This is a genomic window from Hydrogenophaga sp. L99 (assembly GCF_058731905.1).
On the sequence record NZ_CM178972.1, the window covers coordinates 1,052,501 to 1,068,213 of the forward strand.

At 60.6% G+C, this 15,713-nt stretch carries 9 protein-coding genes, 2 rRNA genes and 1 pseudogene (1 of these 12 cut by a window edge); 9 read left to right on the plus strand and 3 right to left on the minus strand.

Annotated elements, in window-relative coordinates; translation table 11 throughout:
* From AC4QBL_RS05060 to tnpC, 8 genes and pseudogenes are all read left to right on the plus strand, one after another.
* Positions 1-2,696 (plus strand): 23S ribosomal RNA (locus tag AC4QBL_RS05060); it begins 183 nt to the left of the window's first position.
* A gap of 194 nt (positions 2,697-2,890) precedes the next feature.
* Positions 2,891-3,003: ribosomal RNA gene (gene rrf, locus AC4QBL_RS05065) — 5S ribosomal RNA — on the plus strand.
* A gap of 254 nt (positions 3,004-3,257) precedes the next feature.
* Positions 3,258-3,596, plus strand: coding sequence for an IS66-like element accessory protein TnpA (gene tnpA / locus AC4QBL_RS05070; RefSeq protein WP_472900638.1), 339 nt, complete (start codon positions 3,258-3,260; stop codon positions 3,594-3,596).
* A complete protein-coding gene (tnpB, locus tag AC4QBL_RS05075) occupies positions 3,593-3,925 on the plus strand; it encodes an IS66 family insertion sequence element accessory protein TnpB (protein WP_472908505.1) in 333 nt (110 codons plus the stop codon). The genes tnpA and tnpB overlap by 4 nt, the downstream gene beginning before the upstream one ends.
* An 81-nt stretch (positions 3,926-4,006) precedes the next feature.
* A complete protein-coding gene (locus tag AC4QBL_RS05080; protein ID WP_472900640.1) occupies positions 4,007-4,189 on the plus strand; it encodes a hypothetical protein in 183 nt (60 codons plus the stop codon).
* A 59-nt stretch (positions 4,190-4,248) separates the two neighbouring features.
* The gene (istA, locus tag AC4QBL_RS05085) at positions 4,249-5,775 is read left to right on the plus strand and encodes an IS21 family transposase (protein ID WP_472906857.1); all 1,527 of its coding nucleotides are present in this window, start codon (positions 4,249-4,251) and stop codon (positions 5,773-5,775) included.
* Positions 5,768-6,595, plus strand: coding sequence for an IS21-like element helper ATPase IstB (gene istB, locus AC4QBL_RS05090; protein WP_472902295.1), 828 nt, complete (start codon positions 5,768-5,770; stop codon positions 6,593-6,595). Before istA ends, istB begins: the two co-directional genes overlap by 8 nt.
* A gap of 112 nt (positions 6,596-6,707) precedes the next feature.
* Positions 6,708-7,328 (plus strand): annotated as a pseudogene (gene tnpC, locus AC4QBL_RS05095) (IS66 family transposase); the annotation flags it as partial.
* Positions 7,329-7,523: 195 nt separating this feature from the next.
* Here the strand turns inward: tnpC and rpoD are convergent.
* Together rpoD and dnaG are read right to left on the minus strand one after the other, a co-directional pair.
* Positions 7,524-9,854, minus strand: a complete 2,331-nt coding sequence (rpoD, locus tag AC4QBL_RS05100; RefSeq protein WP_472902330.1) for an RNA polymerase sigma factor RpoD — start codon at positions 9,852-9,854, stop codon at positions 7,524-7,526.
* Between the two features lie 293 nt (positions 9,855-10,147).
* Positions 10,148-12,133 carry a DNA primase gene (dnaG, locus tag AC4QBL_RS05105; protein WP_472906478.1) on the minus strand — a complete coding sequence of 662 codons (1,986 nt, stop codon included), beginning with the start codon at positions 12,131-12,133 and terminating at the stop codon, positions 10,148-10,150.
* A 44-nt stretch (positions 12,134-12,177) separates the two neighbouring features.
* Here dnaG and AC4QBL_RS05110 point away from each other — a divergent pair, with 44 nt between their 5' ends.
* The gene (locus AC4QBL_RS05110) at positions 12,178-13,824 is read left to right on the plus strand and encodes an acyl-CoA synthetase (protein WP_472906477.1); all 1,647 of its coding nucleotides are present in this window, start codon (positions 12,178-12,180) and stop codon (positions 13,822-13,824) included.
* Positions 13,825-13,843: 19 nt separating this feature from the next.
* Here the strand turns inward: AC4QBL_RS05110 and AC4QBL_RS05115 are convergent, their stop codons facing one another.
* Complete coding sequence (locus AC4QBL_RS05115) at positions 13,844-15,697, minus strand: gamma-glutamyltransferase family protein (protein ID WP_472906476.1); 1,854 nt, start codon at positions 15,695-15,697, stop codon at positions 13,844-13,846.
* Positions 15,698-15,713 lie beyond the last annotated feature (16 nt).

The following is a 15,713-nucleotide window of genomic DNA, read 5'->3' on the forward strand; positions in this document are numbered from 1 at the left end:
TGAACTGAAACATCTCAGTAGCTCGAGGAAAAGACATCAACCGAGATTCCGAAAGTAGTGGCGAGCGAAATCGGAAGAGCCTGTTAGTGATAGCACGACACTTAACAAAACGGCATGGAAAGGCCGGCCAAAGAAGGTGATAGCCCTGTATGTGAAAAGAGACGTGTGGTACTGAGCTAACGACAAGTAGGGCGGGACACGAGAAATCCTGTCTGAATATGGGGGGACCATCCTCCAAGGCTAAATACTCATCATCGACCGATAGTGAACAAGTACCGTGAGGGAAAGGCGAAAAGAACCCCGGGAGGGGAGTGAAATAGATCCTGAAACCGCATGCTTACAAAAAGTAGGAGCCTCGAAAGGGGTGACTGCGTACCTTTTGTATAATGGGTCAGCGACTTACATTCAGTGGCAAGGTTAACCGAATAGGGAAGCCGTAGAGAAATCGAGTCCGAATAGGGCGAATCAGTCGCTGGGTGTAGACCCGAAACCAAGTGATCTATCCATGGCCAGGATGAAGGTGCCGTAACAGGTACTGGAGGTCCGAACCGACTAATGTTGCAAAATTAGCGGATGAGCTGTGGATAGGGGTGAAAGGCTAAACAAACTTGGAAATAGCTGGTTCTCTCCGAAAACTATTTAGGTAGTGCCTCAAGTATTACCGTCGGGGGTAGAGCACTGTTTTGGCTAGGGGGTCATGGCGACTTACCAAACCAAGGCAAACTCCGAATACCGACGAGTACAGCTTGGGAGACAGAGCACCGGGTGCTAACGTCCGGACTCAAGAGGGAAACAACCCAGACCGCCAGCTAAGGTCCCTAAAACGGGCTAAGTGGGAAACGAAGTGGGAAGGCTAAAACAGTCAGGATGTTGGCTTAGAAGCAGCCATCATTTAAAGAAAGCGTAATAGCTCACTGATCGAGTCGTCCTGCGCGGAAGATGTAACGGGGCTAAGCCAGTTACCGAAGCTGCGGATTTGCAATTTATTGCAAGTGGTAGGAGAGCGTTCTGTAAGCCTGTGAAGGTGTCTTGTAAAGGATGCTGGAGGTATCAGAAGTGCGAATGCTGACATGAGTAGCGTTAAAGGGGGTGAAAAGCCCCCTCGCCGTAAGCGCAAGGTTTCCTACGCAACGTTCATCGGCGTAGGGTGAGTCGGCCCCTAAGGCGAGGCAGAGATGCGTAGCTGATGGGAAACAGGTCAATATTCCTGTACCGATTACAAGTGCGATGTGGGGACGGATCTTAATAGGTTATCCGGCGGTTGGATGTGCCGGTTTAGATGGATGTAGGCGACACGTAGGCAAATCCGCGTGTCATATACCGAGGCCATTGATCGAGCGAGCTTGCTCGCGAAGTAACTGAACGAGGTCCCAGGAAAAGCCACTAAGCTTCAGCTTGTAATTGACCGTACCGCAAACCGACACTGGTGCGCGAGATGAGTATTCTAAGGCGCTTGAGAGAACTCAGGAGAAGGAACTCGGCAAATTGACACCGTAACTTCGGAAGAAGGTGTGCCCTTGTAGTGTGATGAGAACATCTGAGCACGAACGGGTTGCAAAAAATTGGTGGCTGCGACTGTTTATTAAAAACACAGCACTCTGCAAACACGAAAGTGGACGTATAGGGTGTGACGCCTGCCCGGTGCTGGAAGATTAATTGATGGGGTGCAAGCTCTTGATCGAAGTCCCAGTAAACGGCGGCCGTAACTATAACGGTCCTAAGGTAGCGAAATTCCTTGTCGGGTAAGTTCCGACCTGCACGAATGGCGTAACGATGGCCACACTGTCTCCTCCTGAGACTCAGCGAAGTTGAAATGTTTGTGATGATGCAATCTCCCCGCGGAAAGACGGAAAGACCCCATGAACCTTTACTGTAGCTTTGTATTGAATTTTGAACAGATCTGTGTAGGATAGGTGGGAGGCTTTGAAGCAGGGTCGCTAGATCTTGTGGAGCCAACGTTGAAATACCACCCTGGTGTGTTTGAGGTTCTAACCTAGGTCCATTATCTGGATCGGGGACAGTGCATGGTAGGCAGTTTGACTGGGGCGGTCTCCTCCCAAAGTGTAACGGAGGAGTTCGAAGGTACGCTAGGTACGGTCGGACATCGTGCTAATAGTGCAATGGCATAAGCGTGCTTAACTGCGAGACTGACAAGTCGAGCAGATGCGAAAGCAGGACATAGTGATCCGGTGGTTCTGTATGGAAGGGCCATCGCTCAACGGATAAAAGGTACTCTGGGGATAACAGGCTGATACCGCCCAAGAGTTCATATCGACGGCGGTGTTTGGCACCTCGATGTCGGCTCATCTCATCCTGGGGCTGTAGCCGGTCCCAAGGGTATGGCTGTTCGCCATTTAAAGAGGTACGTGAGCTGGGTTTAAAACGTCGTGAGACAGTTTGGTCCCTATCTTCCGTGGGCGCTGCAGATTTGAGGAAGCCTGCTCCTAGTACGAGAGGACCGGAGTGGACGCACCTCTGGTGTACCGGTTGTCACGCCAGTGGCATTGCCGGGTAGCTAAGTGCGGAAGAGATAACCGCTGAAAGCATCTAAGCGGGAAACTCGTTCCAAGATGAGATCTGCCGGGGCCTTGAGCCCCCTAAAGAGTCGTTCAAGACCAGGACGTTGATAGGCTGGGTGTGGAAGCGCAGTAATGCGTTAAGCTAACCAGTACTAATTGCTCGTGAGGCTTGACCCTATAACTTTGATCTAATCCATCAACAGTTGAATGTCACCCGACTACAATACACAACCGTTTGTAGTCTTGTTATGCCCTTATGGAATTCAACACCGTTGATCCATAACGTTGGCAGCAATCAAAAAGACAGCTGATTCGAAGCTCTATGAATTCGTCGCCGTAGCACCCTCGTGCTGCAGCGGCAACCCTTTATGCCTGACGACCATAGCAAGTTGGTACCACTCCTTCCCATCCCGAACAGGACAGTGAAACGACTTTGCGCCGATGATAGTGCGGATTCCCGTGTGAAAGTAGGTCATCGTCAGGCTCTTACCAGCCCCCCAAACCCCCTCGTACCCCGTGTACCTGGGGGTTTGGGCTTTCTGGATTCTTAAATAGTTCGCGCCGATAGGCCGTGAGTTCGGTATCCGGTAATGTGCTTGGGTGTGCATGCCAGATAGGGGCCCTGTACACACTCGGTCGCCCTCGTGCAGTTGCGCGTAAGCGCGCGGTCATCCCACCCTTGAAGATCTTGGCTTAAGCGGCAACGATGGTGTCCACCAAACGAAATAGGTGGACACCATGAATGAAGCCAAGAAGAAGACCCGCCGGCGGTACGGCGCCGAGCTCAAACAGCAGATCCTCGCTCAGTGCGCCGAGCCGGGTGCCTCGGTGGCCCGCATTGCCCTGTCCCACGGCATCAACGCCAATGTTGTTCACAAGTGGCGCAGCCAAAGTGGTGGTGCGCTGCCTGCCCCGCAGGCTCCCGCATTCGTTCCGGTGCCGATGCCACCTCTCGCGTTCGCACCCGCACCAGACATCCGAATCGAGGTGCGCCGTGGCGCTACCAACGTCTGCGTGACCTGGCCGCTGGCCGCGGCCGAGCATTGCTCGGTGTGGATGCGAGAGTTGCTCAAATGATACGTGTGGATGCCTTGTGGTTGGCCACCGAACCGCTGGACATGCGAGCGGGCACCGAATCAGCGCTGGCCCGTGTGGTGTCGGTCTTCGGCGCAGCGCACCCGCACCACGCGTACCTGTTCGCCAATCGGCGCGCCAACCGCATGAAGGTGCTGGTGCACGACGGCATCGGTGTGTGGCTGGCGGCGCGGCGCCTGAACAGCGGCAAGTTCGTCTGGCCGCGTGATACGGCCAGCACCGCCGCGCTGACCCGTGCGCAGTTTGATGCGCTGGTGCTGGGCCTGCCCTGGCAGCGCCTGGCCGACGGTGGTGTCATCACCGTGGTCTGACTCTGAAGCGCAGACCGGTGCTTGCCAATTGGGGCATGCGCCAATGGTGCGCGCGTGCCAGTGCTGGCACAGTGAATACCCATGGTGGTCGAGCCTCAATCCCTGCAGAGCCTGAGCGCACAAGAGCTGCGTGAGCTGACCACGCGCCTCATGACGCAACTGCGCCACCAGAGCGCGCTGCTGGACAAACTCACGCACGAGAACGCGTGTTGCCGCCGCCCGAAAACTGACCCACCCCAGGCCACTGTGCCGACTGAAAACTGACCCAGGTGTTTAACTTGCCTTGCTCAATTATTGGGCAGGGGGCAAAGAGGGTGATCACCATGGAAATGTTGGGAAGAATTCGTCGGATGTACCTGCGCGACAAGATGTCGTTGCATGAGATCGCCAAGCGCACGGGCCTGTCGCGCAACACGGTACGAAGCTGGCTGAGGACGCCAGAAGAGGTGAAGGAGCCGGTCTACAAACGCAAGCCGGGATTCAACAAGCTCGGTGCCTATGTGGCCGAGCTGGTGCTCTCGCTCAAGGCCGATGCTCAGCGGCCCAAGCAGGACCGGCGAACGGCGCGCGCGCTGTTTTCGCAAATCAAGGCCAGCGGCTATGAAGGTGGCTACACCCGCGTCACGGATTTCATTCGAGGCTGGCGTGCCGATGCAGGCAAGGGCGTCCAGGCGTTCGTGCCGCTGAGGTTTGAAATGGGCGAGGCGTTTCAGTTTGACTGGAGCGAAGAGGGGCTGGTGGTGGGCGGCATCTACCACCGCATGCAGGTTTCGCATATGAAGCTGTGTGCCAGCCGCGCGTTCTGGCTGGTGGCCTACCCCAGCCAGGGACACGAAATGCTGTTTGATGCTCATACGCGTTTGTTCGCGGCGCTGGGCGGCGTGGCCCGCCGGGGCATCTACGACAACATGAAGACGGCGGTGGACAAGGTTCAGCGGGGTAAAGGTGGACAAGGCGGTAAAGGCCGCGTCGTCAACGCCCGCTTTGCCGTGATGTGTGCGCATTACCTGTTTGACGCCGACTTCTGCAACGTCGCCAGCGGCTGGGAGAAAGGCGTGGTGGAGAAGAACGTGCAGGACAGCCGCAGGCGCATCTGGCTGGACGCGCAGCAGCGCAAGTTTGGCAGCTTTGCCGAACTCAACGCCTGGCTGGGCGAGCGCTGCCGCAGCCTGTGGGATGAGGTGCGCCACCCCGAGCACAAGGCGTTCAGCGTGGCCGAGATGCTGGAGCAGGAGCGTGCAGAACTCATGCCGATGCCGACGGCCTTTGATGGCTATGTGGAACGCTCGGCCAAGGTGTCGAGTACCTGCCTGGTGGCGGTGGCGCGCAACCGGTACTCGGTGCCGTGCGAGCTGGTCGGCCAGCGCGTGAGCACCCGGCTGTACCCGGGCCGGGTGGAGATCGCGAGCTGCGACGAGGTGATTGTGGCCCGGCATGAGCGGCTGCCCAACCGGGGCCATATCTGCTATGACTGGCAGCACTACATCACGCTGATCCAGCGCAAGCCCGGCGCGCTGAGAAACGGCGCGCCCTTTGCCGACATGCCGGCTCCCCTGCAGCGCCTGCGTCAGGGCCTGATGCGGGTTGAAGGCGGTGACAAGACCATGGCCCAGGTGCTCAACTGCGTATCCAGCCACGGGCTGGACGCTGTGCTGGTGGCGGTCGAATTGGTCATCGAGTCCGGCGCGCTCAGCACCGAGCACGTACTCAACGTTTTGGCGCGTCTGAACGCCGTGGAGCCGCCGCCCAATGTGCAGAGCACTCTGGAGCTCAAGGAGGCGCCGTTGGCCGACACCGGGCGCTACGACAGACTGCGCGGTGACGCCATGGAGGAAATCAGCCATGCGTGATGTCGCTGCCGAACTGAAAGAGCTGCGCCTGAACGGCATGGCTGAGGCCTGGGCAGAGCTGATGACGCAGGAGGGGCCGCCAAGCGATGTTGGCGTTCAAACGTCGCGCTGGTTGATCGAGCACCTGCTGAAGGCTGAGCATACGCAGCGGGCCTTTGCGTCGGTGCGCCACCAGATGAAGGCAGCGAAGTTCCCGTTGCATCGCGACCTCGCAGGCTTCGACTTTGAGGTCTCCAAGGTGGACCAAAAGCTGGTGCATCAACTGGCCACGATGGCGTTCACGGAGGCGGCACAAAACGCGGTGCTCATCGGCGGCCCGGGCACAGGAAAGACGCATCTGGCCACCGCCATTGGCGTGACCGGCATTGTGGCCAAGGGCAAGCGTGTGCGCTTCTATTCCACGGTTGATCTGGTCAATGAACTGGAGCGTGAAAAGCACGAGGGCAAGGCCGGGCGCATCGCACTGGCGCTGAAGCGTCTGGACCTAGTCATCCTGGACGAATTGGGGTACCTGCCCTTCAGCCAGGCGGGCGGTGCGTTGCTGTTCCATTTGCTCTCCAAGCTGTACGAGCACACCAGCGTGGTCATCACCACCAACCTGAGCTTCTCGGAATGGTCGGCGGTGTTCGGCGACGCCAAGATGACCACGGCGCTACTGGACCGGCTGACGCACCATTGCCACATCGTGGAGACCGGAAACGAGTCCTACCGCTTCAGGCACAGCACCCTGGAGGCCAAGTCACGCATCAAGGCCCGGGAGACCTCACGCAAAGGCCGCTCGACCACACCAGTACCCCCGGGGGCGGACGAGCCGTTATGAAAGGGCCAATCGCTACACTTATCCACAATTGCTGAAAGAAAATTCAGCAGTCCGCCCTGGGTCAATATTGGATCGGCAGGGTGGGTCAATATTCAATCGGCGCCAACACGACTGGAGAGGCAGCCTGACCTGTGACGACTTCAGCGGCTACAAAGCCTTGATCGCCAGTGGCGTGACCGAGGTCGGCTGCCTGGCGCCCGCACGGCGCAAGTTCTTTGACCTGCACGCAGCGAACCAGAGCCAGATCGCCGAGTTCGCGCTGCAGCAGTTCGCGCGGGTCTACGAGATCGAGCGTGAGGCCAAGGCGCTGCAGACCGATCAGCGCCAAGCCATCCGGCAACAGCAAACGAAGCCGCTGCTCGATGCCTTGCACCAGTGGATGGTGCTGCAACGTCAGAAGGTGCCCGAGGGCTCAGCTAGCGCCAAGGCGCTGGACTACAGCCTGCGGCGCTGGGATGCATTGACCCGGTTCGTGGGGGATGGGCAATTGCCCGTGGACAACAACTGGATCGAGAACCAGATCCGGCCGATTGCCATTGGCCGCAACAACTGGCTCTTCGCTGGCAGCCTGCGCGCGGGCCAGCGGGCAGCGGCCGTCATGAGCCTGATCCAGTCAGCGCGCATGAACGGGCACGACCCCTACGCCTACCTGCGCGATGTGATGGCACGCCTGCCCATGCAGCGCGCCAGCCAGATCGGCGAGTTGCTGCCGCACCACTGGCAGCCAACCTGATAGCGCATTCTCAGGTGGGGAACGGCCTTGTCGTACGGGCGGGGTGGGATCGCCGTCCGCTTACAGTTGCGCTTCGCTTCGTTCGTCTTGGTCAACTTGGGGCGGGACTTGCACCCGCAGGAGTGAGCCCATGCTGGGCGCACCATGAAAAAGGGCTCCAAAGGGAGCCCTTTTACTTACCGCAACTGCGTCAAATCACATCGTGTCGATGAAGCTGCGCAGCTTGTCAGAGCGGCTGGGGTGCTTGAGCTTGCGGACCGCCTTGCTCTCAATCTGACGGATGCGCTCACGCGTCACGTCGAATTGCTTGCCCACTTCTTCCAGCGTGTGGTCGGTGGACATTTCTATACCGAAGCGCATGCGCAGCACCTTGGCTTCGCGTGGCGTCAGGCTGTCAAGAATCTCCTTAACCACTTCGCGCAGACCGGCTTGCATCGCGGCCTCAATGGGTGCGGTGTTGGCCTGGTCTTCGATGAAATCGCCCAGGTGCGAATCGTCGTCGTCGCCGATGGGGGTTTCCATCGAGATCGGCTCTTTCGCAATCTTCATGATCTTGCGGATCTTGTCTTCGGGCATTTCCATCTTCTCGGCCAGGATGGATGCATCAGGCTCAAAACCATGCTCTTGCAGGTGTTGGCGGCTGATACGGTTCATCTTGTTGATGGTCTCGATCATGTGCACCGGGATGCGGATCGTACGAGCCTGATCGGCGATCGAGCGCGTGATGGCCTGGCGGATCCACCAAGTGGCGTAGGTCGAAAATTTGTAGCCGCGGCGGTATTCGAACTTGTCCACCGCCTTCATCAGGCCGATGTTACCTTCCTGAATCAGGTCCAGGAACTGCAGACCGCGGTTGGTGTACTTCTTTGCGATCGAGATCACGAGGCGCAGGTTGGCCTCGATCATCTCCTTCTTCGCATCGCGCGACGTGGACTCGCCCTGGTTCATCCTTTTGTGGATGTCTTTGAGGTGCGCGAGCGGCACCACCACACTGGTCTGGATCGCCATCAGGCCGGTTTGCAGTTCTTGCACCGGCGGGATGTTGCGCTGCATGACCACGCTCCAGGGCTTGCCCGCAGCGGCCTGCTTTTCAACCCATTTGAGGTTGAGCAGGTTGGCAGGGAAGTCTGCAATGAACTTCTCTTGTGGCATGCCGCACTTGTCCACGATGATGCGGCGCAGTTCGCGTTCTTTCTTGCGCACTTCATCGACCTGGCTGCGCATGGTGCTGCACAATTTTTCGATGGCTTTGGCGGTGAAGCGGATCGACATCAGCGTTTCGGTGATGGCGGCTTGCGTCTTCAGATAGGTCGGCGTGCCGTAACCTTCTTTGTCGTAGGTTTTGTGCAGTTTTTCAAACAGCGCGCGCATGGAGTCGAAGCGGGTCAGCGCTTCGCGCTTGAGCTCTTCGAGCTTGCGGGTGAGGGCCTTGGAGCCGCCTTTGCCGTCGTCGTCATCGGCTTCGTCGTAGTCGTCAAAGTCTTCTTCGGCCACATAGTCGTCGGCCGCGTTGGCGTCTGCAAAACCGTCCACCACGGTGGAAATCACCACCTTGCCTTCGCGGATGTCTTCGGCCATGGCCAAAATCTCGGCAATGGTGGCCGGGCTTTCCGAGATGGCCGCGATCATGTCGTTGAGACCTCCCTCGATGCGCTTGGCGATCTCGATTTCACCTTCGCGTGTCAGCAGTTCCACGGTGCCCATTTCGCGCATGTACATGCGAACCGGGTCGGTGGTGCGACCGAATTCGCTGTCCACGGTGGACAGCGCGGCTTCGGCTTCTTCTTCGGCTTCTTCTTCGGTCGCGGCAGTGGGGCCGGTGTTGTTCAGCAGCAGGGTTTCGGCGTCGGGCGTCTGTTCGTAAACGGCCACACCCATGTCGTTGAGTAGCGAAACCACCACTTCCAGGGTTTCGGCTTCGACCAGCTTGTCGGGCAGGTGGTCGTTGATCTCGCCGTGCGTCAAGTAGCCGCGCGTCTTGCCCAGCTTGATCAGCGTCTTGAGGCGTTCGCGGCGGTTTTTGGCTTCTTCTTCGGACAGGACGGTTTCGTCCAGACCAAATTCCTTCATCAGCGCGCGCTCTTTGGCCTTGCTGATCTTCATGCGCAGCGGCTTGACCTTTTCAACCGGCTGTGCCGAAGAATCTACCGCTTCGGTCTCCACCTCGGGTTCACCGCTCAGATCGTCTTCAATGTCGCTCAGATCGGCGTCGTCCATGTCGACGTCAGACGAAGCGCCAGCTTTGGGCTTACGACCGCGCTTGGCTGCTGGTTTGTCGGCAGAGGCCGCTTTGGCCGGGCGGCCAGCTTTCTTTTTGACGGTGCCCGCCTCAACCGCCAATTCGGTGTCGAGAGCTTCGGGTGCGGTCTTGCCGGCGGCTTTTTTGGCAGCGGCTTTGGTGGGTGTCTTGTCGGTCACAGCAGGGGCTTTCTTCGGGGGGGCTACCGGTGTTGCCTTGTTCGGGCTGGCCTTGGCGGCGGTTTTGCTACTGGACACGACGGACGCACTGGACTTCTTCGTGGGCATGAGGACCTCAAAAAAACGTCAAACAGGAACCGGCAGAACAGACAAAAGCCGCCGGGCAGCCCCAACAGATGGGCAACCCCGGTGATTTTTGTGGTGCACAACGCCCACCTTTCGCCGGAAAGGGTGGGCCTGCAAGCTGTTGGGGCGATCATTTGGTGTGCAGCCCTTGCGGGGTTCCGTCAGGACCGGTGTGGTCGCTGGGGTGGCCGGGAATGAGATCCGTGTAGCCCCGTTACTGGGGGCCGGGCCGGGCCGGAGGTGCTGCTGTCGCGCTTGCGGTGCGTAACCCTACATTATACCGCCTGGCTATTTTTCAAGGCCTTGATGCGGTCGTTCACGCGTTTGAATTCCTCGTAAGCCGACGCATCGCCTTGCTGGACCCGGGCAGCGAGTGCATCGGCCATGGTTTTGAGCGCATCGGCTCGCAGCAAATTCATGATGCCGTCGAGCTCCGACAGCTCAGACGCGGCATCGTTCACCAGCGTCACCTGTTCGACCTGGGCGCATATATAGGCTTCAGAAGCGTGACCACGCAATGCCTCGCGCAACGCGACCCAGGGTTGCGGTCCATGTTCATGCATTTGTGCTTCAAGCCAGGCGAGAGCGGGGCCTTGCGGTGAGGGCAGATGCGCAAGCAGTGCGTGGTCGTCGGCCGACAGGTGGTCCCAGGCTTGGGCATTGGACAGCAGCAAGCCCACCGCCCGGTCGGCGCGGCTGGTGTTGGCACGGCGCTGCCCCAGCATGCGTGGCGGTGGTGGTTCCCCACGGCGGTATTTGCTGAAGCGTTTGCCGCCGAAGTCGCCACCCTTGCTGTAGCCACCACCCGATGCCTCCCACGGTTTGCGGTTGCTGGGGTAGCGCGCTTCGTAGTCGGGGTAATGACCTCCACTGTCTTCCGGGGTGTACTCGTGGGTGCGGCTTGGTGGCTCACCGCTGGCGCTGCGGGGCGCGCGCTGGGTGCTGCCCGCTTGCTGCCAAAGCTGTAAAAGATCTTGGCTGTTAAGCCCGGTGCCTTCGGCCAGCTCGCCGATCAGCTGGCGTTTGAGTGCGCCGTCGGGCAGGGCGCTCCACAGTGGGCGGGCCTGCGAAGCCATGCGCGCGCGGCCTTCCGCGGTGGTGAGGTCGCACTCTGCGCCGGCCGCTTCAATGAGAAAGCGCGAGAGCGGCATGGCTTCTTTCACGCACTGCGCAAAAGCCGCTTCACCGTTGGCGCGCACGAAGCTGTCGGGATCGTGCTCGGCCGGCAGAAAAAGGAACTTCACGCTGCGCGTGTCGGTGGCCAGGGGCAGGGCCGCATCCAGCGCCTTGCGCGCGGCGCGGCGCCCAGCGTTGTCACCGTCGAAGCTGAAGACCACGCTGTCGGTGAACCGAAACAGTTTTTGCACGTGGTCGGGGGTGCATGCCGTGCCCAGCGTGGCCACGGCGTTGGCAAAACCGAGCTGCGCCAACGCCACCACGTCCATGTAGCCTTCGGTCACCAGGGCGTAGCCGGCCACGCGGATGGCGGTACGGCCTTCAAACAGGCCGTACAGCTCGCGACCCTTGCTGAACACAGGCGTTTCGGGCGAATTCAGGTACTTCGGCTCGCCTTTGTCGAGCACCCGGCCACCGAAGCCGATGGTTTCCCCTTTCACATTGCGAATGGGGAACATGATGCGGTCGCGGAAGCGGTCGTAGCGTTTGACTTCGCCGTCCTGGCCTTTCTCGTCCTCGTGCACGATCACCATGCCGGACTCGACCAGCAGCGGGTCCGTGTAATCCGGGAACACGCTGGCCAGGCTTCGCCAGCCTTCGGGGGCGTAGCCGAGTCCAAACGTTTTGGCAATTTCGCCGGAAAGACCGCGGCCTTTCAGGTACGCTACTGCGCGGGGCGAGGCCTTGAGCTGTTTGATATAAGCCTGAGCGGCTTTCTCCAGCACATCGTGCAGCGTGGTCTGCTTTTGGCGCTGCTGCGCCGCACGCTCGCGGTCTTGCGGTGACGCGTCGTCTTCCGGAATCTGCAGCCCGGTCTGCTGCGCCAGGTCTTTCACCGCTTCAATGAAGCTCATGCCAGCGTGTTCCATGAGAAAACCGATGGCATTGCCGTTGGCGCCGCAGCCGAAGCAGTGGTAGAACTGCTTGGTCGGACTGACGCTGAAGGATGGCGATTTTTCCCCGTGGAAGGGGCACAGCCCCATCAGGTTGGCGCCACCCTTTTTGAGTTGGACGTAGCGACCCACCACGTCGACCACGTCGACGCGGTTAAGCAGTTCCTGGATGAATGTTTGCGGTATCGCCACCCTTCTATTCTCCCCCACCAGACAATAACGACAGGAGACACGACATGACCAGCATCTTTGACCGGGATCTGCCCCGAAACGAGGCCAACTTCACCCCCATTTCCCCGTTGTCGTTCATCGAGCGCACCGCCGAGGTGTATCCGGAGCGGCTGGCCATCGTGCATGGCCCGCTACGCCAGACCTGGAGCCAGACCTATGCCCGTGCGCGCCAGCTGGCCAGCGCCTTGCACCGCGCCGGCATTGGCAAGAACGACACCGTGGCCGTGATGCTGCCCAACACGCCGCCGATGGTGGAGGCGCACTTTGGCGTGCCCATGGCGGGCGCTGTGCTTAACGCGCTCAACACCCGGCTGGACCCGGAGGCCATTGCATTCATGCTGGACCACGGTGAGGCCAAGGCTGTGATCGTGGACCCGGAGTTTGCCCCCACCATGGCCCGGGCGCTCCAGCTGCGCCAGGCCACGGCGCCCCTGTTGTTGATTGACGTGGAGGACCCACTGTTTACCGGTGAGTCACAGCCTGTGGGCTCGACCACCTACGAAGCCTTCATGGCCGGTGGCGACCCGGCGTTTGCCTGGAACCTGCCCAGCGACGAATGGGACGCCATTGCGCTGAACTACACCAGCGGCACCACCGGCAACCCCAAGGGCGTGGTGTACCACCACCGGGGCGCGGCGACCAACGCCATTTCCAACATTCTGGAATGGGACATGCCCAAGCATGCGGTGTATCTCTGGACGTTGCCGATGTTCCATTGCAACGGCTGGTGCTTTCCCTGGACGGTGGCGGCTCGCGCGGGTGTGAATGTGTGCCTGCGCCGCGTGGAGCCGCAAGCCATTTTTGACGCCATGCGCGACCACGGCGTGACGCACTATTGCGGCGCGCCCATCGTGCATGGCCTGCTGGTGAATGCGCCGGCGGCCATGAAGGCGGGTGTGCCCGCCGGCATCAAGGCCATGGTGGCTGGCGCTGCGCCGCCGGCCTCCATGATTGAAGGCATGGAGCAGATGGGTTTTGACCTGACCCATGTGTACGGCCTGACTGAGGTGTATGGCCCGGCCACCGTGTGCGCCAAACACGCCGCGTGGGACACGCTGGACATTGGCGAACGCGCCCGGCTCAACGCGCGCCAGGGCGTGCGGTACCACCTTCAGCGCGACGTGCGCGTGTTGAACCCCGAGACGATGGAGCCCGTGCCCCTGGACGGCGAAACCATGGGCGAGATCATGTTCAAGGGCAACATCACCATGAAGGGTTACCTGAAGAACCCCCAGGCCACGGCCGAGGCCTTTGGCGGCGGCTGGTTCCACAGCGGTGACCTGGCGGTGCAGTACCCGGACGGTTATTTCAAGATCAAGGACCGCAGCAAGGACATCATCATTTCAGGTGGCGAAAACATCTCGTCCATTGAGGTGGAAGACGCGCTGTACCGCCACCCGTACGTGCTCGCGGCTGCGGTGGTGGCCCGACCCGATGCCAAGTGGGGCGAAACGCCGTGTGCGTTTGTCGAACTGAAATTTGGCGCGCACACCACCCCTGAAGAGATCGTGGCGCACTGCAAAAAACACCTGGCCGGCTTCAAGGTGCCGCGCTTTGTGGTGTTTGGTGAATTGCCGAAAACCAGCACCGGCAAGATTCAAAAATTTGAACTGCGCAAAAGGGCGGGTTCCGCCGAAGCCATCGACGTTTGAATGAAGATGCCAAGCAGGCTCAATCTCCCGCCACGATCCCTTCGCGCCGGGGGTCGGCGCCACCCAGCCACACGGCTTGGCCGGCTTGAACGCCGCGCTGAATAGCCTGCAGCCCGCTGGGTAAAGGTGTTTCGTTCACCGTGTGGCCGCGCTGCCGCAGCGACTGCACGGTGGCGCCCGGGAAACGCCCAGCTTCCAGCAACAGCGGGCCGCCCAGCGTGCCGAAGTTGGGCAGGTCGATGGCCGCTTGCGGGCTCAGGCCCCAATGCCAGGTGCCCAGCAGCGTCTTGGCCGTGAAATGGATGATGAACGCGCCGCCCGGGCTGCCCACGCTCATGAGCAACTGGCCTGTTTGGGCGTCAAAAACCAGGGTGGGCGACATGGACGAACGTGGCCGCTTGCCCGGCTCCACCCGGTTGGCCACCGGCTTGCCTGCGGCGTCGTTGGGCGCGAAGCTGAAATCGGTGAGCTGGTTATTGAGCAGAAAACCACCTGCTCGGCCTTCGCCGGTGTTGACCATCAAACGGGCGCCGAACCCGGCTTCGATGGTGGTGGTCATGGCCAGAGCGTTGCCCCAGGCGTCCACGATGCTGATGTGGCTGGTGCCGTACTCGGGTTGATCGGGCATGGGTGCCCAACTGCTGCGCATGCCATCGGGCTCCCCGGCGGACGCTGTGGGCATGCGCGCGGTGCCGATCAGGCGAGCCCGGTCGTCCAGGTAGCGGGCATCCAGCAGACTGCTCCAATGCCCAGCGGGTGCCACCACGAAATCGGGATCGGCCACAAACTGGGCGCGGTCGGCAAACGCCAGCCGCGCGGCTTCGGTGTAGGTGTGCAGCCAATCAGCCCCCGGGTTTTGTGTAGCTGGCTCCAGGGGTGCGGCTGGCTGCGGTGTGCGTGCCAGCAAGCCCATGATCTGGCCAATGGCCAGCGCCCCTGAGCTTGGCGGCCCAAAGCCGCAGATGCGCAGTGCACGCTGCTGCGCCGTGTGGTCAAAACACAGGGCGTCCCGCTCTTTGGATCGGTAGTTTTTCAAATCGTCCAGGCTCAGGCTGCCAGGGTTGGTGGGGTGCTGCTGCACCTTGCTCACCAGGGCGCGAGCCACTGTGCCTTCGTAAAAGGCTTGTGGCCCCTGTGCGGCGATGTTGCGCAGCACCAGGGCCAGTTCGGGGTTGCGCAACACATGGCCAACCGGGTGCGGTTCGCCATTCGCTTGGAAAAAATAATCCAAAGCGATCGGGTCGTTTTTCAAGGCGGTTTCAGCCCGCAGCAAGGTGTGCAGCCGGGGGCTGATGGCAAAGCCTTGTTCGGCCAGCCGGATGGCCGGGGCAAACAGCTGGCCCCAGGCCAGGCGGCCGTGTTGGCGGTGGGCCTGTGCCAGCATGCGCACGGTGCCCGGCACGCCCACGGAGCGCCCGCCCACCAAGGCTTTCATGAAGGGCAAGGGCTTGCCCTGGTTGTCGAGAAACAGTGTGGGGCCGGCTGCGGCGGGAGCGGTTTCACGGCCGTCGAACGCTTGCAGACGCTGTCCGTCGTGGTGCAGCAAAAAAGCGCCGCCGCCTATGCCGCTGGACTGTGGTTCCACCAGGGTCAGCACCATTTGCACGGCAATGGCAGCATCGACCGCGCTGCCGCCTTCGCGCAACACCTGAGCGCCCGCTTCGGTGGCCAGCGGGTTGGCCGCTGCCACGGCAAAACGGTGGTGCACCCAGCCGGGTTTGGCGCTGGCGCCAGAGGCGAGTTCGGGCTGTGCCAGAGGGTCGGCTGCGCCGGTGGACCGGTCCGCGCCCCCGATGCCGGCACAGGCCCCCATCATCCAGCAGGCCATCAGCGCCATGGCCTTGGTGCGCAGCAAGCTTGTGCAATCTGTCATGGTTCGGGTCTTTTCC

Coding starts and splice junctions, on each gene's coding strand:
- tnpA (WP_472900638.1), top strand. CDS start 3,258: ATGAATGAAGCCAAGAAGAAGACCCGCCGGCGGTACGGCGCCGAGCTC.
- tnpB (WP_472908505.1), top strand. CDS start 3,593: ATGATACGTGTGGATGCCTTGTGGTTGGCCACCGAACCGCTGGACATG.
- AC4QBL_RS05080 (WP_472900640.1), top strand. CDS start 4,007: ATGGTGGTCGAGCCTCAATCCCTGCAGAGCCTGAGCGCACAAGAGCTG.
- istA (WP_472906857.1), top strand. CDS start 4,249: ATGGAAATGTTGGGAAGAATTCGTCGGATGTACCTGCGCGACAAGATG.
- istB (WP_472902295.1), top strand. CDS start 5,768: ATGCGTGATGTCGCTGCCGAACTGAAAGAGCTGCGCCTGAACGGCATG.
- rpoD (WP_472902330.1), bottom strand. CDS start 9,854: ATGCCCACGAAGAAGTCCAGTGCGTCCGTCGTGTCCAGTAGCAAAACC.
- AC4QBL_RS05110 (WP_472906477.1), top strand. CDS start 12,178: ATGACCAGCATCTTTGACCGGGATCTGCCCCGAAACGAGGCCAACTTC.
- AC4QBL_RS05115 (WP_472906476.1), bottom strand. CDS start 15,697: ATGACAGATTGCACAAGCTTGCTGCGCACCAAGGCCATGGCGCTGATG.